The following is a 22,442-nucleotide window of genomic DNA, read 5'->3' as shown; positions in this document are numbered from 1 at the left end:
TCAGCCCTTTTCGGGGCCGGTGCCTCCGTCCGAGCCGTCGAGATCCGCCTCGGTCGAACCCTCGGCGCTCTTGCCGGTGGTCTTCTTGGGCGCAGGCTTCTTCTTGCGGCGCTTGACCAGTTTCGGCGGTGCCGGTGTCAGCTCGAAGCTCAGCTCCGGCTTGCCCAGTTCGCCTTCCTTGGTGGTGACATGCACCTCGCCGCCCTGCGCCAGCTTGCCGAAGAGCAGTTCCTCGGCCAGCGGCTGTTTCACCTTCTCCTGCATCACGCGGCCCATCGGGCGCGCGCCATAGAGGCGGTCATAGCCAAGATCGCCAAGCAGGGTGCGAGCATCGCCGTCGAACTGGATGTGGACGTTCTGGTCCGCCAGCTGAAGTTCGAGCTGAAGGATGAACTTGTCGACCACGCGCGACACGATTTCCTTGCCCAGATAGGCGAAGGGCACGATCGCATCGAGACGGTTGCGGAACTCGGGCGTGAACAGCTTTTTCACAGCTTCATCCCCAGCGTCCGCCTTGGACACGTCGCCGAAACCGATGCCGTTGCGCGCCATGTCGGCAGCGCCCGCATTGGTCGTCATGATCAGCACGACATTGCGGAAATCGACCGTCTTGCCGTGATGGTCGGTCAGGCGGCCATTATCCATGACCTGCAGCAGGATGTTGAACAGGTCGGGGTGCGCCTTCTCGATTTCGTCGAGCAGGAGAACGCAATGCGGCTGCTGGTCGATGGCATCGGTGAGCAGACCGCCCTGGTCGAAGCCGACATAGCCCGGAGGCGCACCGATCAGGCGCGAGACCGAGTGCCGTTCCATATATTCCGACATGTCGAAACGCTGCAGCGGGATGCCCATGATGGACGCCAGCTGGCGGGCCACCTCGGTCTTGCCGACGCCGGTCGGACCGCTGAACAGGAACGAGCCGATGGGCTTGTCCGCATCGCGCAGACCTGCGCGGCTCAGCTTCATCGCGGTCGAGAGCACCTCGATCGCGCGGTCCTGTCCGAACACCACCTGCTTGAGATCGCGCTGGAGATGTTCGAGCGCTTTCTTGTCGTCCTTTGACACCGACTTGGGCGGGATGCGCGCCATGGTCGCGATGACCTTCTCGATCTCACGCGCGCTGATAGTCTTCTTGCGGCGGCTGGGCGGAACCAGCATCTGCATCGCGCCCACTTCGTCGATCACGTCGATCGCCTTGTCGGGCAGCTTGCGGTCATTGATGTAGCGGGCCGACAGCTCGACCGCGGTCTTGATCGCGTCGGGCGTATACTTGACCTTGTGGTGCTCCTCGAACGCAGAACGCAGGCCCTTGAGGATCTTGATCGTATCCTCGACCGTGGGTTCGTTCACGTCGATCTTCTGGAACCGGCGGAGAAGCGCGCGGTCCTTTTCGAAGTGGTTGCGGAACTCCTTGTAGGTCGTCGAACCCACGCAGCGGATCGCGCCCGACGACAGCGCAGGCTTCAAAAGGTTCGAGGCATCCATCGCCCCGCCGCTGGTCGCGCCAGCGCCGATGACGGTATGGATCTCGTCGATGAAGAGGATCGCCTCGGGCATTTTCTCAAGCTCGGAAACGACCTGCTTCAGGCGTTCCTCGAAATCGCCGCGATAACGGGTGCCGGCCAGCAGCGCGCCCATGTCGAGCGAGTAGATCACCGCTTCCGAAAGCACCTCGGGCACGTCGCCTTCGACGATCTTGCGCGCAAGACCTTCGGCAATCGCGGTCTTACCCACGCCCGGATCGCCCACATAGAGCGGGTTGTTCTTTGACCGGCGGCACAGGATCTGGATCGTGCGGTCCACTTCTGGGCCGCGACCGATGAGCGGATCGACCTTACCGGCGAGCGCCTTCGAATTGAGGTTCACGGTGAACTGGTCGAGGGCCGAATCCTTCTTGCCCTTGCCGCTGGAAGCTTCGGCCTTGTCTTCGGACTTCGCTTCCTCTTCCGTACCCTTGGGCGCAGAGGTGGAACCGACCTGCTTGCCGGTCTTGCCGATGCCGTGGCTGATATAGCTGACAGCGTCCAGGCGGCTCATGTCCTGCTGCTGCAGGAAATAGACCGCATAGGAATCGCGTTCGGAGAACAGGGCGACCAGCACGTTCGCGCCGGTGACCGTATCCTTGCCCGAAGACTGGACGTGCAGGATGGCGCGCTGGATCACGCGCTGGAAACCGGCGGTCGGCGAAGGATCCGCCTTTTCGCTGGTCTTCAGCGACTGGTATTCCTGGTCCAGGTACTGCTTCACCACCCCGGTCAGTTCGGAAAGGTCCACGCCGCAGGCTTCCATGACCTGCGCCGCATCCGCATCCTCGATCAGGGCGAGAAGGAGATGTTCCAGCGTCGCATATTCGTGGGCACGCTCGGCCGCATTGGCGAGCGCGGTGTGAAGCGTCTTCTCGAGGCTCTGTGCGAAACTTGGCATATCAGCGATATTTCCTCAGCAGCGAAAAGGGGGGACTCGCGTTCATGGCATGGTGCGCCTGAACGTAAGGCGAAAGCGTTAACGGAAAGGTATTTTTTACCTTGTCCCTACGCCCGGAAAGTCCCGTTTTTTTCGCCGTTTCCGTCGGTTGCGTTAAGGTTCGAGGGTTTACGCGGCGCATCGATCCCATGCCGCGAAACGCGGCACAAGCGCCTTGCAAACCGTGTTGCAACGGGTGCGCCGCCAAGGACCGAAAAGAGGCGGCGCGGATGTTCATGCCGGGGGACTGCCTGTCCCGCCAGGTCCGGGGCCCGATCCGAACAGGGCCTCGGCAGCAAGCCGGTGGCTGGCTGCCTTTTCCATATGGGTTCGGGTCCGCTGGATTTCCAGTTCGAGGAGATGGATGCGCATCTTCAGCTCGTCCTGCGAAAGCGGGTCGAGACTTTCGCTCGCGAGCTGAGCCGCGAGTTCGCCGGGCTGGCCAGCGGGCCTGGGGCGATTGTCGTCATCCATTGCACTGCACAATCTTGGATGTTGTTGGCTTGCTGTCAACTCACCTTGCGGTTAACGGCGTTGCCGTTGAATGAAATCCACAGCCAAATGGTCCTTGCTGGGGGGCAAGGCCGACAGGCGACAGGCAGGATTCGGGGGCAAGATGAGCGAAACAGTATCCACGACGATTCCGGCGCGCATGACTGCGATCGCGATCATGCGCGCGGGCGGGCCCGAGGTGCTTGGCCCGGCCATGATCGAAACGCCGCGGCCCGCCACCGGCGAGGTGCTGATCAAGGTCGCCGCCGCGGGCGTGAACCGGCCCGACGTCATGCAGCGCCAAGGTTTGTATCCACCGCCGCCGGGCGCGCCATCCACGCCGGGGCTGGAGATTGCAGGGACCGTGGTGGCCGTTGGCGACGGGGTCGATCCGGCCATGCTGGGCACGCGGCAATGCGCGCTGGTTTCGGGCGGTGGCTATGCCGAATATTGCGTGGCGGTCGCGGGCCATTGCCTGCCCGTCCCCGATGGCGTCGCTTTGACAGAGGCTGCGGCCATACCAGAAACCCTGCTGACCGTGTGGAGCAATGTCTTCGAACGCGCGATGGCGGATGAGGGCGATTGGCTGCTGGTCCATGGCGGCACCAGCGGGATCGGCACCATGGCGATAAAGCTGGCCAATCTGTTCGGTCTGAAAATCATCGTCACCTGCGGGTCGGAAGAAAAGTGCGACGCCGCGCTGCGTATCGGTGCGACCCATGCGATCAATTACAAGACTGCCGATTTCGTCGAGGAGGTGAAGCGCCTGACCGGTGGGCGCGGGGTCGATGTCGTGCTCGACATGATTTCGGGCGATTACGTCGCGCGCAATATCGCCTGCATGGCAGAGGATGCGCGCCACGTGACCATCGCGGTGCAAGGCGGGGTCGAGGCGACGATCCCCATGCACAAGGTGCTGGTAAAGCGCCTCACGCTTTCGGGCTCGACGCTGCGGCCTCGCACCGATGCCTTCAAGACCGCGCTGGTCGAGGAAATCGCCCGCGAAGTGTGGCCCTTCGTCGCCAGCGGCCAGCTTAGGCCCGAGATCGATGCGACATTTCCGCTGGAAAAGATCGTAGATGCCCACAGGCGCATCGACGAAGGTGGCCATATCGGCAAGATCGTGCTGGAAGTATCGGCCTGAAGCGACACGGGGTCGCGCACCAGAGGGACGCAAATACTTTGAAAAATCTGCTGAGACGGGCCGCCAAGGCCGCCATCGGCAAGGCGCTGCCGGTACAGGTATACAGCCGCGCTGCCGGCCATTCGGCACTTCGCCACCAGTTTTCCGAAGTGTTCAGGGTCAAGCGCACCGAAAAGCGCGAGCAGGTGTGGGACTGGAAGATCGAAGAGATCGGCGCCGACACGCCCGTCCTCCTGATCGAATTCGGCGTGTGGCAGGGGTATTCCACCCGCTACTGGTCGGAAAAATTCACCCATCCCGACAGTGTATTCGTTGGCTGCGACAGCTTCATCGGCCTGCCCGAGGATTGGGGCGAGACCACGACCGAGCGGTTCAATGTCGGCGGCAATGTCCCGCAGATCGACGATCCGCGCGTTCGCTTCGTGAAAGGCTGGTTCCAGAATTCCTTTGCCGAGGTGGCGCAGATCATCGCCGAAAAGGCCGAGGGTCGCACCGTGCTCATCCATTATGACGCGGACATCTATTCCTCGACCTTGTTCCTGTTGTGCGAACTGCACCGCTATTTCGATGCCTATCATTTCGTATTCGACGAATTTACCGGCGACGAAGACCTCGCCTTGTGGAATCATATCCAGGCCTATGGCGCGAGCGCGAGTTTCTCGGGCGCGCGCTTCAAGCGTGGACTGCCGGTGCAGGTCGGCGGAATGCTGATCACCAATCGCGGAAAATACGAGGTGTCATGAATCCACTGCCTTCCGGCCTGAGCGGACCGCTGATTCTCCACGAGGATCCGGTCAGCGGCAATTGCTACAAGATCAGGCTGACCGCGGCGCTTCTGGGCCTGCCGCTGGAACGGCGGCAGTATGACATCACGCGGGGGGAGACGCGGACCCCGCAATTCCTCGCCGATGTGAATGCCAATGGCCGGATCCCGGTGCTGCAGGCGGGCGAGAAATTCCTGCCCGAGAGCAATGCCTCGTGCTTCTATCTCGCCGATGGCAGCGCACTGGTGCCGGCAGACCGTTTCGACCGGGCCGACATGCTGCGCTGGATGTTCTTCGAACAATATCAGCACGAACCCAATATCGCGACTTTGCGTTTCTGGCTGCTGGTGCTGGGTGAAGCGAATCTCGACGCCGATCGCCGCGCGATGCTTTCGGGAAAGCGCGCCGGCGGCGAGGCGGCGCTGGCGCTGATGGAAAAGCATCTGGAGAGCCGCGACTGGTTCGTCGGCAATGGCCCGACTCTCGCCGATATCTGCCTGTTCGCCTATACCCATGTCGCGCATGAAGGGGGCTTCGATCTCGCGCCCCTCTCCGCGATTACGGCATGGATCGGGCGGATGCGGGCCCTTCCCGGCTTTGCCGCCATGTAATCTCATGCGGCGCCCGGTGATCATCTGGCCCGGCAAATCAGCCTTGCGCCCGGTTTCTCTTGCCTGAAATGGCATCATCGCCTAGATAGCCCCGGCAAGCGGCCGCTCCGAAAGGGGCGGCCCTTATCGTTTTTTCGCCCCGCGCGTGGCGGCTCCTACCATATCAGACAGGGCCGCCTCATGACGAGTCGGGGCCCATGGGAAAGGTTCACTGACGTGAGCAAGAATCAGGCCACTCCGCTGATGCCGCATGCGACCGCCAGCTGGCTGGTCGACAATACCGGCCTCACCTTCGAACAGATTGCCGATTTCTGCGGCCTCCATATCCTGGAAGTGCAGGCGATGGCCGACGATCTGGCGGGCCAGAAATACACTGGCCGCGATCCGGTGCGTTCGGGCGAGCTGACCCATGAAGAGATCGAGAAGGGCCAGAACGATGCGTCCTACTCGCTCAAGATCCACAAGGTCCCGGTCCAGATCCAGCGCACCAAGGGGCCGCGCTACACCCCGGTGTCGAAGCGTCAGGACAAGCCCGACGGCATCGCCTGGATCTTGCGCAACCACCCCGAAATTTCGGACGCACAGATTTCGAAACTGATCGGCACGACCCGCAACACCATTGGCGCGATTCGCGAACGGTCGCACTGGAACATCGCGAACATCAACCCGAAGGACCCGGTGACGCTGGGCCTGTGCAGCCAGCGCGAGCTGGATACCGCAGTGGCGAAGGCGGCTAAGAACCTGCCCGAAGGCAGCGAGCCCAAGGTCGATACACGCCTGACCGACGATCGCCAGGCGCTGATCGACGAGCTGAAGAAGGAGCGCGAGGACGCTGCGCGCGCCGCCGTAGAGGCCGCGCAGGAAGCCGAAGCCGAGGCTTGGCTTGCAGCGCGACGCGCCGAGGGCATTCCCGAGGAATAAGCCCTCCCCCGCTTTTCGCAGCGGCATGGAACTCGAAGGGCCCGGTCTGCCATGGCGCAGGCCGGGCTTTTTTTGCCTGCCGCTTTCGCATTTGCGAACGCCATTGCTGCACCCGCTAGGCGGCTATCTTGCCGAAATCCGCGGTTTCCGGCACAATAACTGACATGGATGTAAATAAAATGCGGGAGAGTGAAATTCCGGCCCAGTGGCCGTTTGCCGGCGATGCCCGGCTGGATGGAGAGGGGCATTACAGCCACGCGATTCCCTGGGAGTCCGAGTTCGAGCCATTGTCCGTGCCCCAGCTTTACACCCGAGGCGCCGAGCTGGCCGGATCGAAAAATGTCGTCGATTTCCTCGGCAAACGCCTGAGCTATCCCGACGCCATGGGGGAGGCGCGGCAGATTGCCGCCGCTCTCCAGCGAGCCGGCGTCGGCAAGGGCGACCGGATCGGCCTCTTCCTGCCCAATGTCCCGCTTTACCTCACCGCCTATTACGGCATCATGATCGCGGGCGCGACGGCGGTGAACTTCTCACCGCTCTACACCGTCGACGAACTGGCCGCGCAGGTCGCAGATTCGGGCGTCGAGACGCTCTTCACGATCAATTCCTCGCTGCTGCTGCCCACTGCCTGCAAGGTGCTGGATTGTTCGGGGCTGGAGCGGCTGGTGGTGGGCGACCTCCCCTCCATGATGCCATGGTGGATGGGCGCGGCGATGAAGCTTTTTAAGCGGTCCGACCTTGCCCCCCTGCCCCGCGATCCGCGCATCGTCGCCTATGACCGCTTTGTGTCGGGTGCGGGAGAGCCGCAGCCGGTCGCCATCGACCCGCATCAGGATGTGGCGCTGCTGATCTATACCGGCGGCACCACCGGGCGGCCCAAGGGCGCGATGCTCACGCATCAGAATATCACCGCCAACGCGCGCCAGACCCTGTGCATCGACGCGCATCGGGGCGAACGCGACATCATGATCGGCGTGCTGCCTTTATTCCATGTCTTCGCCAATGTGGTGGTGCTGAACCGCACGGTGCTGGATGGCGGGACGATCGTGATGCTGCCGCGCTTCGACGCGAAACAATGCCTCAAGGCGCTGGGCCGCGTGCGCGCGACTTCCATGCCGGGCGTGCCGACCATGTATCAAGCGCTGCTCGACCACCCACAGGTCGAAAAGACCGATTTCACGTCGCTGAGGGTCTGCATCTCGGGCGGCGCCCCCCTGCCCCTGCCGCTGAAGCGCAAGTTCGAAGCGAAGACCGGTGCCCATGTCATCGAAGGCTATGGCCTGACCGAGGCCGGCATCGTCTCGACCAATCCCTTCGGCGATTTCGCGCTGGAGAAACCGGGCACTATCGGTCAGCCCCTTCCCGGCACGCAGGTGCGCCTGCTGAACAAGGAAGACCCCACCCGCCTTGCCGATCCGGGTACGCCCGGAGAGCTGGCGGTGAAGGGCCCGCAGGTCATGAAGGGATACTGGAACCGCCCCGAAGGCAATGCGATCTTTCAGGATGGCTGGCTTCGTACCGGCGATGTCGCCACTCTGGACGAGGACGGATTTCTGACCATCGTCGACCGCATAAAAGACATGATTTCGGTCGGCGGCTTCAAGGTTTTCCCGAGCCAGATCGAGGAGGTGCTGGTCGCCCGCCCCGGCATCCGCGAGGCTTTGGTGCTGGGCATACCCGACGATTACATGGGCGAGCGGCCCAAGGCATTCGTGACGCTGGAAGACGAATGCGACGACGGTGAGGATGCCCTGCTGCAGTGGATCAACGCGCGCGTCGGCAAGCATGAGCGGCTGGCCGCGCTGGAGATCCGCGAGGAACTTCCCAAGACCATGATCGGCAAGCCCGACCGCAAGGCATTGCGCGCCGAAATTGCGGAGGCATCAGATACGGCGAAAGCCCGGCAGGATGACCCGCCGGGCTCTCACGAAATAGCCGGTTGATCAGCGCGGGCTTACGCCCGTCCGCCGATCAGTTAGCAAGCGAAAGCTTGGGCTCGCCGTCGTCACTCGATTCAGCGTGCGCCGAGCCATGCGCGCGCTGGGCGAATTTTCCCTCGACCGTCGCTCCCTGCTCGATCGTCAGCGTGTCATAGAAGACATCGCCGGTGATCTTCGCGGTCTTGAGGATGACGAGCGTCTTGGCCGTGATCGAACCCTCGACCGTGCCGGCAAGCCGCGCGCTGTCGGCCTGGATCGCGCCGGTGATGGCGCTCGCTTCACCCTGCACGAGCGATGCGCAATTGATGTCGCCATCGACGCTACCGTCGATGTGCAGGTCCTCGCTTGCCGAGATATTGCCAGTGACCTTGAGATCGGGGCCGAGGACGGAGAAACTGTTTGATGCCATGATATTACTTGCCGGCCGCGGCGAGGCGGTCGTCTTTTCCTGTTTCGAGAACACGTCTTGCTCCAAGAATGCTGGCACCTTTCTCCAGCATGGTGCGCGGGTCGACCGCGCGATTGTTGATACGCACTTCGAAGTGGAGGTGCGGGCCGGTCGAACGGCCGGAGTTTCCGATCTTGCCGACGACCTCGCCTGCGGCAACTTTCTGGCCGCGCTTGGCAAGCGTCTTCGACATATGGGCATAGCGGGTCATCAGGCCATTGCCGTGACGGATCTCAACGACATTGCCATAGCCACCCCGGCGACCGACGAACGAGACGGTGCCGCGCGCCGCTGCATGGATCGGCGTGCCGATCGAACCCCGGAAATCCAGCCCGGCGTGCATCGCCCCGCGACCGTTGATCGGATCACGGCGATAGCCGAAGGGAGAGGAAATCATGTCGAAGCTTGCGGGCAGCGTGTTGGGGATGCCCTGCAGGCTGCTTTCCAGCGCGCTCATGCGCGACAATGACTGGGCAAGGCGTTCGAAACGCGGATCGATCCCCTCATCACCCGAGGTGAAGGGGATGAAGGGGCCGCCCATCGCGGTCTTGCCCTTTTCGGCGTTGCGCGCGACCTGCATCGGATCGAGCCCGATGCGGCGGATCGCCTTGGCGGCAGAATCGGCGCGGGCGTCGGCAAGGCGGGTCAGACCTTCGACGAAGGCAAGCTGACGCGCTTCAAGCTGGGCAAGGCCGGCAGCTTCGGGAAGCACGGCGCTGACCTTCTCGATCGTGGCGCCGGTGGCCTCGGTCGAATCCTGCACGCCCTTGACGCTGCCGACTTCGGGCAGCTCGCCAAGGTGGCTTTCGACCATGGTCTCGATGAATTCCTGGCGGCGCGACAGATCGGTCGTCACCTCACCCAGATTGTCGCGATAGGCATCGACCCGGCTTTCGGCGGTGGCGACCTTCGCCTCGCGGGCGTTCAGCGCTTCTGCGTTGCGGCGCGTGTTCCACTCGCTCACCAGAGCGACGCTGATAGTGATGGACCAGACCAGCGCGAACAGGGCGACAGCGCCCGCCGCCTTCATCTGCAGCGAGGAGGAGATCCGCACGAAACGAACCTGTCCCTGCGAGCGCATGATGAACTCGCGGTCCGGAAACCAGCCCTTGATCCGGGCGAAAAGCGTCGCGTCGGCAGCTTGCGCCAAGGTAAGACCCCGTATGTCCCAATGAGCCTCGAAGGGGTGCGAGGCTTTCCCGTCACCCTTTGGCTAGCAGGGCGATGGTTAAGGGGAAGTTGCCACTTTCGAGTTAGCGGTGAAGCGTTGGATCGATGGGGTGAATTGTGACAAATTGTGGCAAACATCGTTAAATCACGGGAACCATTGATGTTTGCAATGCGTTTACGCGCGTTTTTGTGGGGTATGCTGACATCTAGGTCAGCGGATTCGCGGGCCATGGTTTTTTTGGCGCGAACCCTCGCAAATCGGCCATTCGTTGTTAGGTTAGAGGTATGGATACAGTGATCGATAAGAAACCCGACGCCCCCCTTTCCGAGACCGACGCCGCGAATCTGATCGAGGAGCTGGCGACAAAGGCTCGCATCGCCCAGAAAAAGCTCGCCTCGATGAGCGATGCCGAAAAGGCCGACGCCCTGCGCGCCGCCGCCGCATCGCTGCGCGACCATGCGAGCGAGATCCTGGCCGCGAATGCCAAGGATATCGAAGCTGGTGAACAGCGCGGCCTTTCGGGCGCCATGCTCGACCGCCTGAAGCTGGACGAGGACCGCCTTGAAGGCATCGCAGCCGCGGTTGAAAACGTGGCCAGCCTGCCCGACCCCGTCGGCCAGCGCATGGACGAGATGGAGCGCCCCAACGGCCTGCACCTCTCTCGTGTGCGCGTGCCCGTGGGCGTGATCGGCATCATTTATGAAAGCCGCCCCAATGTGACCGCCGATGCCGCGACGCTTTGCGTGCGTTCCGGCAATGCCGCGATCCTGCGCGGCGGTTCGGAAGCGGTGCATTCCAATCGCGCCATCAACAAGGCGATTTCCGAAGGCCTCGCCAAAAAGGGCGTGCCCGAAGGCGCAGTCCAGCTGATCCCGACGCAGGATCGCGGCGCGGTGGGCGCGTTGCTGAAAGCGGCAGGCCAGATCGACATGATCGTCCCGCGCGGCGGCAAGTCGCTGGTCGCCCGCGTCCAGAACGAGGCACGCGTTCCCGTGCTCGCCCATCTCGATGGCATCAACCACACCTATGTTCACGCCAGCGCGGACAAGGACATGGCCGAGGCCATTGCCCTCAACGCCAAGCTGCGCCGTACCGGCGTTTGCGGCGCGATGGAGACGCTGCTGATCGACGCTGCCTATCCCGAACCGGCTTCGCTGGTGAAGACGCTGCTCGACGCAGATTGCGAAATTCGCGGCGACGCCAAGGTGCAGAAGCTCGACGACCGCGTCGTGCCTGCCACCGATGAGGACTGGGATACCGAATATCTCGATTCCATCGCCTCTGTCGCGATTGTCGACGATATCGACGCGGCGCTTGATCATGTCGCGGCGCATAGCTCGGGTCATACCGATGCCATCGTCGCCAGCGATCCCGCAGCGCTGGAGCGTTATCTCAACGAAGTCGACAGCGCCATCGTCATGGCCAATTCCTCCAGCCAGTTCGCCGATGGCGGCGAATTCGGTCTGGGCGCGGAAATCGGCATTGCCACCGGCAGGCTGCATGCGCGCGGTCCGGTCGCTCTGGAAGGGCTTACCACCTACAAGTGGCAGGTGCGCGGCAGCGGCCAGACGCGCCCGTAAGGCGGCCCGCCGAACCTGCCATTTCCATGCAATTGAAGACGGGGAGGGTGAGGGCCATCTGGCCTTCGCGACCTCCCCGTTCTCATTCTCCCCACGGAGCACTCTCCATGAAATATAATCGCCTCGGCCAGACCGGCCTTCTCGTCTCGGAACTTTGCCTTGGCACAATGACCTTTGGTGAGGGTGAGGGGATGTTTGCGCAGATGGGCGGGCTTGCGCAGGACGCGGTCAACACCATCACGAAGACCGCGCTGGATGCGGGCGTCAATTTCATCGACACCGCCAATGTCTATTCCGATGGCAAGTCGGAGGAGACGGTGGGGCAGGCGATGCGCGATCTGGGCATCAATCGCCATGATGTCGTGATCGCGACCAAGGCGCTGGGGCCGATGGGCGATGGCCCCAATGATCGCGGCGCATCGCGCTTTCACCTTTTGCACCAGATCGACGCCAGCCTGGAACGTCTCGGCATGGATCACGTCGATCTTTACCAGATCCATGGCTGGGACCCGCTGACCCCTCTGGACGAGCAACTGAAAGCGCTCGACACGATCGTGACCTCGGGCCGGGCACGCTATGTCGGCGTGTCGAACTGGGCTGCGTGGCAAATCGCCCGCGCCATCGGCAAGACCGAGCAGCACGGTCTCGCCCCGCTGGCTTCGCTTCAGGCTTATTACTCGCTGGCGGGCCGCGACCTTGAACATGATGTCGTCCCGATGCTGGAGGCCGAAGGGCTGGGCCTGATGGTCTGGTCGCCGCTGGCGGGCGGTTTCCTGTCGGGCAAATATCGCCGAGGACAGGAAAGCGAGGGCCGCCGCGCCAGTTTCGATTTCCCGCCGGTGGACAAGGAACAGGGATATGACGCGGTCGAAGTGATGAGCACCATCGCGCAGAAGCATGGCTGCTCCATCCCGCAGGTGGCGCTCGCGTGGCTGCTGGCCAAGCCGGTCGTGACCAGCGTGCTGATCGGCGCGCGCAAGATCGAGCAGCTTGAGGATAACCTCAAATCGGTCGATGTCGCGCTGGACGATGACGACATGGCAAAGCTGGACGGGGCCTGTGCGCCAAAGCCGCAATATCCGGGCTGGATGATTGCCCGTCAGGGCGGCTATCGCAGCGGCGGAAAGGCCGGCGAAGCGCCGACCAGCTGATCGAAGGACGAGGGGGCAGATGCGAACGGGATTACTGGGCGGCAGTTTCAATCCGGCCCATGGCGGCCACCGCCGAATCACCCTGTTCGCAATTCGCGCGCTGGGGCTTGAGGAAGCGTGGTGGATGGTCTCGCCCGGCAATCCGCTGAAACCGCGAAAGGGCATGGCCCCGCTTCCTGCGCGCATGGCCTCGGCCCGGAAAAAGGCCCGGCGCGCACCCATTCGCGTAACGGGGATAGAGGCGGAGCTAGGCACCAGATATACAGCGCAAACGCTCAGGAAGCTGAAACGCCGCTATCCGCGCCGCCAGTTCATCTGGTTGATGGGAAGCGATAATCTCGCCCAGTTTCACCTGTGGCGCGACTGGCGGAACATCGCCCGAATGATGCCGATTGCGGTAATCGCCCGACCGGGTTATGATGCGGACGCTATGGCGAGCCCCGCCATGGCCTGGCTACGGCGCTACCGTGTGCCGCCAGCCAGATTGCGAAGACGGGGAGAGTGGAGCGCACCGGCACTGGTGTTTTTACGCTTCGATCCTGATCCGCGCTCGGCTACGGCCCGGCGCCTGGCAAGGCCTGAATGGGCCGATGCATACGATGGTGTGATGCTGCGTGACGGCGTAACCCACCGGATCATCGAACCTGACGGCCCCAATGGGGCTGATGAAGGAATGAGGGCTTGAGGCCCGGTCTTCATCCCAACTGCCGCACATCGCCTGTACCTCTGCACGTCGTCCGCGCCTGGCGGACGGTTTGCACGTGCGGGCCGTTTTCGCATGTTCCATGGGCGTCATGTTCAGTGGGCATGCAGCCAAAGGAGTCTATGAAATACTCATGAATCAGGCGCAAACAGCAACGGAAAAGTCCGGCTTCGTACCGGCAGGTGATCTCGCTTCCTTTGATGCGGAGCCCGGCAGCCTGCACGAATTGGTTCTGAAATCGATCGACGATGACCAGGGCCAGGACATCGTATCGATCCCGCTTGCGGGCAAAAGCTCGATCGCGGATCACATGGTGATCGCATCGGGTCGTTCGTCGCGTCAGGTCGCCGCGATGGCGCAGAAACTGGGCGAGCGTGTGAAGGAAGCCGGTTTCGGACCTGCGCGGATCGAGGGTCTGCCTGCCGCAGACTGGGTGCTGATCGATGCGGGCGACGTCGTCGTCCATCTCTTCCGCCCGGAAGTGCGCAGCTTCTACAACCTCGAACGCATGTGGGGTTTCGGCGAAGGCGGTAACGCTTAAGCCTGAGGGCTTTTCCCGGCACGGGGCGGGACCTCTGGACCTGCCCCTGCAGGCACAATAGAAACGCGGGCCATGCGGTTACATGTCATCGCCCGCGGCAAGATCGGCCGTTCGCCCGAAGCGGAACTGGTGCAGCGCTATGAAAAGCGCATCCAGTGGCCGTTCAAGCTGACCGAACTGCCCGACACCGGCGGCAATGTCCCCGCGCCGCAGACCCCTGCGAAAGAGGTGCTGCTGGACGAACGAGGCAAGCTCATGTCTTCCGAGGATTTCGCCGCGCTGCTGGAACGCTGGCGCGATGATGGCGTGCGTGAGGCGCGTTTTCTGATCGGCGCGGCTGACGGGCATGAGGAGGAGGCGAGGGCGAATGCCGACCTGCTCCTTGGCTTTGGCAAGATGACCTGGCCGCATCTGATGGTGCGCGCGATGCTGGCCGAACAGCTTTACCGCGCGACGACCATCGTTGCCGGTCATCCCTATCATCGGTCGGGATAGAGCCATGCGCCGCGCGCTTTATATCGTCTTGCCATTGGCGACGCTGGGTCTGCTGGTGCCGGCGGCGGCCCAAATGGGCGAGGCCATCAGCGCCGACAGCCTTGCTGAAGCCGAAGCGGCGCGTATCGCCGCGCAAAAGCGGGCAAGGGAACTCGCCGAGCGGGCGAAACGGATCGAGGATGACGCGCTGAAGGCCGAAGCCGAAGCCGAAGCCCTGTCTGCCGAAATCACCGAGACCGAGGCCCGTATCGAGGAGGCCCGCCAGCGCGAGACGCTGGCCGCCGACCGGCTGGGCCTGTTGCGTGAGCGGCTTGCGCGGCAGAGGGCACCACTCTCGCGCATGCTGGCGGCTTTGCAGCGACTGGCGCGCAGGCCGATGATCCTGCTGGTGCTGCGCCCCGCCTCGATCAAGGATTACGTGCGCACCCGCGCCATGATCTCCGCGCTCACCCCGCAGATCGCGCGGGAAACGGGCAGCCTGCGCTCCGATCTGGGCGAGGTTAAGCAGCTTGTCGCCAGCAGCGCGCAATCGCGTGCGCAGCGCGAACGGGCGAGCGAGGAGCTGGAACGCCGCCGCGCCGAATATCGCGCTAGCGGTGCGGAAAGCCGTCTTGCCGCGCGCGAGATGCAGACTGCGGCCGGAGAAGCGCGCCGCGAAGCCACCATCCGCGGAGTCGAGGCGCAAAGCATTGCCGCGCTCGTCACAAAGCAGGACGAGAACCGCCGGACAGGGGCGCGGCTGGCGGAATTCACCGGACCGCTGCTTCCTGAAAATCGCCCCCTTGCCTCTGCCCGGGTGCGGCCACAATTGCCCAGCACCGGCCGGATCGTCGCCGGTTTCGGCGAACGAGATGCCGCCGGGGGACGGGCGAGGGGGCTTACCATTGCGACCGCTCCTGCCGCGCCTGTCGCAGCGCCTCTGGCCGGAACGGTGGAATTCGCGCGCCAATGGCGCGGCTATGGCACGGTGGTCATCCTTCGCCATGCGGACGGCTATCTCTCGCTGGTCGCGGGCCTGGATGGCGCGCAGGTGAAACCGGGGCAAAAGGTGGCCAAGGGCGAAATGCTGGGCCGCACCGGACAGGCCAATCCGCGCCTTTTGTACGAGCTGCGCCGCAATGGCCGACCCGTGCACCCGCTGCTGGCGAACTAGGGACTGAAAAATTTGAAAAAATCGCCGCAATCTGGCGTTAAGCCGTGCTGCGCGATAGTATGAGCCGCAAATGAATGCATGGCAGGCACCGAATCCCGCCTGCCAGGAAAGGTCCGAACCCGAAAATGGCGATCCGTTTCGCACCCCTCATGCGCTCCGCCGCGCTTGTCACTGCACTGGCGCTGCTGCCTGCGACCACCGCAGGGCTGGCCGCGGTCGATGGCCGATCGGCACCCGAATTCGGTAAGCTCATGCTCGTCTATCAGCGGGTGCAGGCCTATTATGTAGACGATGTGGATGGCGACAAGCTGATCCGCGGCGCGATCGACGGCATGCTCGCCAGTCTCGACCCGCATTCGGCCTATCTCGACGGTACTGCGGCCGAAAGCCTGCGCACCCAGACCGAGGGGTCTTATGGCGGGCTTGGCCTGTCGGTCACGATGGAAGACGGCGTGGTCAAGGTGATCGCGCCGACCAAGAACACCCCTGCTGATCGCGCCGGGATCAAGGCGGGCGACTATATCACCCATCTCAATGGCAAGCTGCTTTATGGCGGCACGCTCGATGATGCCGTCGACCTGATGCGCGGACGTCCGGGCACGGCCATCGACATCACCATCTTCCGTCCGGGCCGTGACGAACCTTTCGACGTCAATGTCGAACGCGCCATCGTCGAGCTGACCCCGGTCGAATACAAGATCGATGGCAAGATCGGCATCATCTCGGTCTCCAGCTTCTCCGCCCATGTCGGGCGTGAGGTGCAGAAGGCGATGGCGGGCATCCGCACCGACCTTGGCGGACAGATGCCCGAAGGCATCGTGCTCGATTTCCGGTCGAACCCCGGCGGCCTGCTGGATGAGGCGGTGGCATTGTCCGACCTCTTCCTTGAAAAGGGGCAGATCGTGTCGCAGCGCGGGCGTTTCGCGCGCGACAATGAAAGCTATTCCGCGCGTCCCGGCGATATTGCCAAGGGTGTGCCGATCATCGTGCTGATCGACGCGGGCACCGCTTCGGCTTCGGAAATCGTGGCGGGCGCGCTGCAGGATCATCACCGCGCTCTCGTCATGGGCGAACGGAGCTTCGGCAAGGGCAGCGTGCAGACCGTCATCCAGATCAGCGCCGATAGCGCGCTGAAGCTGACGACCGCGCGCTATTACACGCCTTCGGGCCGTTCGGTGCAGGAAGGCGGGATCGAGCCCGATATCAAGGTGCCGCAGATGTCCGACCCCGATGCGCGCGCGCGTGCGAAAAGCGCGATCCGCGAATCGGACCTGCGCGGCCATCTCATCAACGAGATCGACCTCGACGACGAAGAGCTTGAGGAAGACAACGCCAAGGACCCGCGCTTCGACGTTACCGCCGAGGAGCTGGAAAAAGAGGGCATCGAGGATTTCCAGCTGCATTACGCGCTGCAGACGCTGCGCAATACGCGGCTGGCGCGCTTGACGGGTGGCAGCGCCGACTGACAATCAGCGAGCGATGACGACACCGAACACCCGTAATCTCGCGCTTGCGCGGGCGCTGGCCTTGCTTGTTCCGGCGGCACTGCTGGCGGGCGCCTATTTCTCGCAATATGTCGGCGGGCTCTACCCGTGTGAGATGTGCTGGTGGCAACGCTATGCCCATTTTGCCGCACTGGTGCCTGCGGTGCTGGCCTTTCTTGCGCCGGGCGCGCTTCGCCTGTGGCTGGTGCGGCTGGCGGGCGCCGCGATCCTTGTCGCCGCGCTGATCGGCGGCTTTCACGCAGGTGTCGAATATGGCTGGTGGGAAGGGATCACGACCTGCGCCACCACGGTGCAGGCCGGCGGCGACCCGCTGGAGGCGGTGCTGAACGCGCCCGTAATCCGCTGCGACGTCACGCCGTGGAGCCTTTTCGGCATATCGCTGGCGGGCTATAATTTCCTCATTTCCGGCGTGGCTGCTATCGCCGTCCTCGTGCTGTCGGCACGCAAATCACGCTAAAGCGTTAGGAAGCCATCATGGCCAAGGAAACCATCGAATCGATGATCCGCGTCGACCACGCGGGCGAATATGGCGCGACCCGGATCTATGCCGGGCAACTGGCCGTGATGGGCGACCGCGCCCCCGGTTCGGGCGAGATCGCCGCCATGGCGCTGCAAGAAGCCGAGCACCGCTCCAAATTCGACCAGCTGATCGCTGAACGCGGGGTGCGCCCCACCGTGCTGCAGCCGATCTGGGACCGCGCCGGTTTTGCGCTTGGCGCCGTGACCGCGCTGATCGGGCCGGAGGCCGCGATGGCCTGCACCGCTGCGATCGAGACCGAGATCGACCTGCATTACACCCAGCAGCTGGACGAGATCGGCGATAGCGATCCCGAACTTTCCGCCGTGGTCGAAAAATTCCGCGATGAAGAGCGTGAGCACCACGACACCGCGATCGAGCATGGGGCCGAGCGCGCGCCCGTTTATGGGCTGATGTATGGCGCGATCCGGCTGGGCTGCCGCGCCGCGATTGCTCTGTCCAAGCGGATCTGATCGCGGACAGCCGCTCAGAAACAAAATCCGCCTCTCCCGCGTTGATCTGGCGCAAGCAGGAAAAGCGCAGCGCGTGTTACCGAGTGTTGATACCCGATGATGCTCAGCAAGCGTTCACCTGCAATCGGGCCTAGGATAGCCCGTAGCCAGAGAGTAGGCTGGCCCTGAAATATTGGCCCTGAAATACTGGTCCTGACAGACCCGAAAGCGCTGGGAGGCGCTGCCATTATGATGAAGATCGCCCTTTTCGCCGCAGTCGCCCCGGTCCTCGGGATTGCCGCCGCCGTGACGCCCGCCCATGCGCAGGATGCGGATGGTGAGCGGGTGAACCAGGTCATCGTCTATGGCGACCAGCCTTGCCCCGAAGCCACCGACGACAAGGAAATCATCGTCTGCGTTCGGCAGGAAGATCCCTATCGCATCCCAACCGACCTGCGTCAGTCCGAGGACAAGGCGAACGAATCATGGGCCAGACGGGTCGAGGCCAATGCCGATGTCGGCAAGACGGGCGTCGGCAGCTGCAATAATGTGGGCGCGGCCGGACAGTCGGGCTGTTCGCTGAACGAGATCGACCGGGCCTATGCAGAAAAGCGCAATTCCGACACGGTCCGCATGGGCCAGCTCATCGCCGAGGAACGCGCCCGCAGGCTTGAGACCATCGACGCCGATGCCGACGCCGAACAGCAGCGGGTCGAGGCGTATGAAGACGAGTATCGCGCGCGCCAGCAGGAAGCGGGCGCGGCTCCTGCCCCGGCAACGGCAACTACAGCGGCACCGGCAGGCGATGCCGAAGTGGTCGCGGGCGAGGGGGAGTGACCGCCTTTACCGGCTGACGCGAACGGCCTGATTGCATGAATACGGCGCCGCGGGACCATGGGTCCGGCGGCGCTTTTCCATGGGGAGTCGGGCGCCGGGGGTGAAACCGGCGGGGGCTTGTCGCTGGCGGGGCACCTTTCGGCTTGTTGCGTTAACCTTTTCGATTTGCTCAAAGAAAAGACAAGTCGTTGAAAAGACGCGGCAAGATATGGCTGTCCGAACGTCGCAAAAGCATACCCTTTACGGTTAGGGCGAGGCGATAAGGCGTTATCAATCTTGAACTGCATCGCCTGCAGGGTCATTCTTCGCACTGCAACATGAGGGCGCACGCAATGTATCTCAACGCCAACAGCGGTCTGGCAACCGAAGCGGGAACGACCGATGCGCTGCCGCGCGTCGACGACAGGCGCATGCAGCGCCTGCGCTGTTATTTCACCCTGGCCCTGTCGGACCTCGTCTCGTTGGTGGTCGCCTTTATCGCGGCCAACACCATCTATCTGCAGGTCCCGGCCCATTCGCATGGCGTGACCCTTCTGGGCGTGATGGTGCCGATCTATTTCTGCTTTGCGGCCATCAACACCTCTTATGGCGGCGATGCGCTGCTGCGCTCTGAAAAGAGCTTCACCCGCTCGATGCAGGCGGTCGGCTTTGCCGGGGCTGCCGTGGCGCTGATCATCTATCTGATGAAGGCGGGGAATGATGTTTCGCGCGCGGTCTTCCTGATTGGCTGGGTCCTGTCCTTCGTGCTGCTGCCGCTGATGCGGCTGGCGATCGCCCGCCCGCTGCTCGCCCGCATGGGCGGCACGCCCTATTCCAAGGTCGTGATCGTCGATGGCGTCGATTACCACGAAGGCCCCGGTGAGATCGTGATTCCGGTCAACCACATCGGCTTCGATCCGACCTCGACCGATCCGCACGGGTTCCATGCGCTGGCCGCTGCCGTCACCAATGCCGACCGCATCGTCATTGCCACCGAACCGGTGCGCTATGCCGGCTGGTCCACCGCGTTGAAGGGCATTGCGGTCAAGGGTGAGATCCTGTCGCCGGGCGATGATCGTCTTGGCGTGGTCGGCGTCGGTCGCCACCAGAACCACCCGACCATGATCATCAGCCAGGGTCCGCTGACGCTGCGCGACCGCCTGATAAAGCGCGTGTTCGACCTTGTCGTCGCCAGCATCGGGCTTGTCTGCGCTTCGCCCATCCTGATCGCCACCGCCATCGCGATCAAGCTGGAGTCAAAGGGACCCGTATTGTTCATGCAAAAGCGGATCGGGCGCGACAACAAGATCTTTGAAATGCGCAAGTTCCGCAGCATGTACACCGACCGCTGCGACGCCAATGCATCGCAGCTGACGACGAAGAACGATCCGCGCGTGACCAAGGTCGGCGATTTCATCCGCCGGACCAGCATCGACGAACTGCCGCAGCTGATCAATGTGCTGCGCGGCGAGATGAGCATTGTCGGGCCCCGCCCCCATGCGATGAGCGCCAAGGCGGCAGATCAGCTCTATTGGGATGTCGATACCCGCTATCGCCATCGCCACTCGATGAAGCCGGGCCTGACCGGGCTTGCGCAGGTGCGCGGCTTCCGCGGTCCGACGGATCGCACCGAGGATCTGACGAACCGCCTTGCGGCCGATCTCGAATATGTCGATCGTTGGTCGCTATGGATGGATTTCTACCTGGTGATGCGCACGGCCACCGCCGTGGTGGGCAAGAACGCTTTCTGACCATTTCCGCCAATCGGCGGTCCCTTCTGATCGGATGCGCGGTGGGAACCCTTGCCGGGGTTTCCGCCGCGTGTGCGCAGTCGGGCAATAGTGCGGGCGATCCGCCATCCACTCCGTCCGATTGGCCCAACTGGGCTCCGGAACCCGCGCAATCATATCGTGTCATTGACCGGCTGAGCGGCGAGGCCGTGCAGTTGGCCGACTTTTTGGGCGGAGGCGACGACTGGGCGGCGGCGTTCGATGCAGCCATCGGCAGCGGGGCGAAGGCAATCGCCTTGCCATCCGGAAGGCCGATCCGCTTGCACCGCCAGGTCGCCATCGCGAATTCCATCGCCATTCTGGGCGCGGCGTCCGGGTCGGACATCGATTGGCGCGGCAGCGAGCACAGCGCCTTCCGCATAGAGCCGCCGCGTCAGGACCCCGACCTCTTCGTCAGCAATGTCGTGTTCGATCGTATCGCGATTTCCCGGCCAGCCGGGGAAGCGCCGGATGGCTTTCTGATTCACGCGGTCAATATTCGCGGGCTTACCGTGACCCGCTGCAAATCGGTCCGCATGAGCCTGGTGCATGTCGAACACATGCGCCAGCGGATGAAGCTCTATGACAGGCGCGGCGGCTCGATCGAGCGCGATCCCGCCGTGCTGGCCGGTTTCGCGGCGGATCATACCGACGATCTCAACGAAGATATCTCGATCATCGGCTGCGCGGTCGATTACACGGCTTACCAGGGCGCGATCATCCGCTTTGATTTTGCCAAGCGCGTTGCCGTTTATCGCTGCACCGGGCGATTTGCCAAGGTAAGCTGGTGGGGAGGCGGGGCGCGCGCTGCAGAAGGTGGCGACATTCGCCATCTGCGGCGCGTCCGCGATGTCTATGTCGCCGAGTGCGAGATGAGCGGCGCCAATGGCGGCGTTTACGGCAATAATGGGCAGAACTGCGTCGTCGCCCGCAACCGGGTTCGCGACATGCTGGATGTCGGCGTCGACTTCGAAGGCTGCCGCGACTGCATCGCCTATGGCAATGACGTCCGCAATGTCGGCAATTTCGCTTATGTCACATTCTATGCAGCGAAGAACATCGTGTTCCGCGACAATTACGCCGAACAGGATGGGTCTGCCTCCACGCTGAACCTGCGTTACGGGACCGGCAAATATGGCGCGATGCGCGGGATCTATTTTGCCGCCTTGCGCAGTTCGGGCTTCACGCGCGCCGATGGCTCGGTCGAGGTCGTATTCACCCGCAATCGCTTCATCTTCTCCGGCAAGGACCGGCTGGGCGCATGTGTGCCGAGCTATTTCACCAGCCTTGAATTCACCGATAACGAATTGATCAATGTCTGCTGCGATTGGCGCTATCGCGCAACAAAGACGATCCTGATCTCCGGCAACAGACTGCTTTTCGACCAGCCCGGCAACGAAGCGGTGACGCTTATGGCCGCCAGCGCGGTAGAAGGAACAATGACCGACAACCGGATCACCGTATCGACCGATCTGCCGGCGGGTTCGGTTGCAATCGGATATGATCTCACCTCACGCACTGGCCAGTGCCGGATCGAAGGGAACCGTGTCGATAATCGCGGCCATGCGCCGCTGCCGCTGACGGTTCAGACAGGAAAGGCATCGCTGGCCAAAGCGCAGATCACGAACAACACCGTCGATGCCATTGGTAACGACGGCGTCGGACAGTCGCTTTTGCGCCAATCGGGCAATCGCGGTCCCAATGGGCGCGGCCTGCATATGGGGCAGGGCGCTGCCATGCCGCGCTATCCGACAAAGCCCTGAATCGCGCAAAATTCGTCTACGCATCTTTTCAGCAAAGGCTGGC

General features: G+C 63.1%; 22 protein-coding genes. 17 read left to right on the top strand and 5 right to left on the bottom strand.

From position 1 onward, the window contains the following. Genes clpA through A9D13_RS10845 form a run of 3 tightly spaced genes read right to left on the bottom strand, consistent with a single transcriptional unit; the run spans window position 1 to window position 2,937 of the window. Window positions 1–2,424: an ATP-dependent Clp protease ATP-binding subunit ClpA gene (clpA, locus tag A9D13_RS10850; RefSeq protein WP_066773325.1), complete on the bottom strand. Its 2,424-nt coding sequence runs from the start codon at window positions 2,422–2,424 to the stop codon at window positions 1–3. A 1-nt stretch (window position 2,425) separates the two neighbouring features. Further along, window positions 2,426–2,701, bottom strand: a complete 276-nt coding sequence (locus tag A9D13_RS20505) for a hypothetical protein (protein WP_156522010.1) — start codon at window positions 2,699–2,701, stop codon at window positions 2,426–2,428. After that, window positions 2,698–2,937: a DUF1192 domain-containing protein gene (locus A9D13_RS10845; protein ID WP_066773321.1), complete on the bottom strand. Its 240-nt coding sequence runs from the start codon at window positions 2,935–2,937 to the stop codon at window positions 2,698–2,700. The genes A9D13_RS20505 and A9D13_RS10845 overlap by 4 nt, the downstream gene beginning before the upstream one ends. A 142-nt stretch (window positions 2,938–3,079) precedes the next feature. On the opposite strand from A9D13_RS10845, the gene A9D13_RS10840 reads away from it, so the two are divergent. The 5 genes from A9D13_RS10840 (at window position 3,080) to A9D13_RS10820 (ending at window position 8,338) form a co-directional block, all read left to right on the top strand. Beyond that, the gene (locus tag A9D13_RS10840) at window positions 3,080–4,099 is read left to right on the top strand and encodes an NAD(P)H-quinone oxidoreductase (RefSeq protein ID WP_066774035.1); all 1,020 of its coding nucleotides are present in this window, start codon (window positions 3,080–3,082) and stop codon (window positions 4,097–4,099) included. Between the two features lie 38 nt (window positions 4,100–4,137). Continuing rightward, a complete protein-coding gene (locus A9D13_RS10835; RefSeq protein ID WP_066773319.1) occupies window positions 4,138–4,842 on the top strand; it encodes a class I SAM-dependent methyltransferase in 705 nt (234 codons plus the stop codon). Further along, window positions 4,839–5,474, top strand: coding sequence for a glutathione S-transferase family protein (locus tag A9D13_RS10830; protein WP_066773316.1), 636 nt, complete (start codon window positions 4,839–4,841; stop codon window positions 5,472–5,474). The genes A9D13_RS10835 and A9D13_RS10830 overlap by 4 nt, the downstream gene beginning before the upstream one ends. Before the next feature lie 243 nt (window positions 5,475–5,717). Beyond that, window positions 5,718–6,395 (top strand): DUF1013 domain-containing protein, encoded by a 678-nt coding sequence (locus A9D13_RS10825; protein WP_229665273.1) that lies wholly within the window; start codon window positions 5,718–5,720, stop codon window positions 6,393–6,395. A 179-nt stretch (window positions 6,396–6,574) separates the two neighbouring features. Beyond that, on the top strand, window positions 6,575–8,338 hold the full coding sequence (locus tag A9D13_RS10820; RefSeq protein ID WP_082922350.1) for a long-chain-fatty-acid--CoA ligase: 1,764 nt from the start codon (window positions 6,575–6,577) through the stop codon (window positions 8,336–8,338). A 28-nt stretch (window positions 8,339–8,366) separates the two neighbouring features. Here A9D13_RS10820 and A9D13_RS10815 read toward each other — a convergent pair whose 3' ends face one another. Further along, window positions 8,367–8,744, bottom strand: a complete 378-nt coding sequence (locus A9D13_RS10815) for a bactofilin family protein (RefSeq protein ID WP_066773313.1) — start codon at window positions 8,742–8,744, stop codon at window positions 8,367–8,369. Window positions 8,745–8,748: 4 nt separating this feature from the next. Further along, complete coding sequence (locus A9D13_RS10810; RefSeq protein WP_066773311.1) at window positions 8,749–9,933, bottom strand: M23 family metallopeptidase; 1,185 nt, start codon at window positions 9,931–9,933, stop codon at window positions 8,749–8,751. A 305-nt stretch (window positions 9,934–10,238) separates the two neighbouring features. Between A9D13_RS10810 and A9D13_RS10805 the strand changes: the two genes are divergently transcribed. The 12 genes from A9D13_RS10805 (at window position 10,239) to A9D13_RS10750 (ending at window position 22,399) form a co-directional block, all read left to right on the top strand. Beyond that, window positions 10,239–11,534, top strand: a complete 1,296-nt coding sequence (locus tag A9D13_RS10805) for a glutamate-5-semialdehyde dehydrogenase (protein ID WP_066773301.1) — start codon at window positions 10,239–10,241, stop codon at window positions 11,532–11,534. Between the two features lie 107 nt (window positions 11,535–11,641). Beyond that, entirely contained in the window at window positions 11,642–12,685 is a 1,044-nt protein-coding gene (locus A9D13_RS10800) for an aldo/keto reductase (RefSeq protein ID WP_066773298.1), read from the top strand. A gap of 19 nt (window positions 12,686–12,704) precedes the next feature. Beyond that, complete coding sequence (locus A9D13_RS10795) at window positions 12,705–13,370, top strand: nicotinate-nucleotide adenylyltransferase (protein WP_066773290.1); 666 nt, start codon at window positions 12,705–12,707, stop codon at window positions 13,368–13,370. Window positions 13,371–13,521: 151 nt separating this feature from the next. Continuing rightward, window positions 13,522–13,929, top strand: coding sequence for a ribosome silencing factor (gene rsfS, locus A9D13_RS10790; RefSeq protein WP_066774031.1), 408 nt, complete (start codon window positions 13,522–13,524; stop codon window positions 13,927–13,929). Window positions 13,930–14,001: 72 nt separating this feature from the next. After that, entirely contained in the window at window positions 14,002–14,424 is a 423-nt protein-coding gene (locus tag A9D13_RS10785; RefSeq protein WP_066773287.1) for a 23S rRNA (pseudouridine(1915)-N(3))-methyltransferase RlmH, read from the top strand. A gap of 4 nt (window positions 14,425–14,428) precedes the next feature. Then, window positions 14,429–15,577 carry a murein hydrolase activator EnvC family protein gene (locus A9D13_RS10780; protein ID WP_066773284.1) on the top strand — a complete coding sequence of 383 codons (1,149 nt, stop codon included), beginning with the start codon at window positions 14,429–14,431 and terminating at the stop codon, window positions 15,575–15,577. Between the two features lie 125 nt (window positions 15,578–15,702). Continuing rightward, window positions 15,703–17,043: a S41 family peptidase gene (locus A9D13_RS10775; RefSeq protein ID WP_066773281.1), complete on the top strand. Its 1,341-nt coding sequence runs from the start codon at window positions 15,703–15,705 to the stop codon at window positions 17,041–17,043. Between the two features lie 13 nt (window positions 17,044–17,056). After that, window positions 17,057–17,539 carry a disulfide bond formation protein B gene (locus A9D13_RS10770; RefSeq protein ID WP_066774030.1) on the top strand — a complete coding sequence of 161 codons (483 nt, stop codon included), beginning with the start codon at window positions 17,057–17,059 and terminating at the stop codon, window positions 17,537–17,539. Window positions 17,540–17,556: 17 nt separating this feature from the next. After that, window positions 17,557–18,072, top strand: a complete 516-nt coding sequence (locus A9D13_RS10765; protein WP_066773278.1) for a demethoxyubiquinone hydroxylase family protein — start codon at window positions 17,557–17,559, stop codon at window positions 18,070–18,072. A gap of 231 nt (window positions 18,073–18,303) precedes the next feature. Next, window positions 18,304–18,888 carry a hypothetical protein gene (locus tag A9D13_RS10760; RefSeq protein WP_156522009.1) on the top strand — a complete coding sequence of 195 codons (585 nt, stop codon included), beginning with the start codon at window positions 18,304–18,306 and terminating at the stop codon, window positions 18,886–18,888. 332 nt (window positions 18,889–19,220) lie between these two features. Continuing rightward, window positions 19,221–20,618, top strand: coding sequence for a sugar transferase (locus A9D13_RS10755; protein WP_172808150.1), 1,398 nt, complete (start codon window positions 19,221–19,223; stop codon window positions 20,616–20,618). 194 nt (window positions 20,619–20,812) lie between these two features. After that, entirely contained in the window at window positions 20,813–22,399 is a 1,587-nt protein-coding gene (locus A9D13_RS10750; protein WP_172808149.1) for a right-handed parallel beta-helix repeat-containing protein, read from the top strand. The last annotated feature ends 43 nt before the right edge of the window (window positions 22,400–22,442 follow it).

This window comes from Croceicoccus mobilis (genome assembly GCF_001661965.1).
Classification (GTDB): domain Bacteria; phylum Pseudomonadota; class Alphaproteobacteria; order Sphingomonadales; family Sphingomonadaceae; genus Croceicoccus; species Croceicoccus mobilis.
This window is presented reverse-complemented; position numbering and strand designations above follow the sequence as displayed.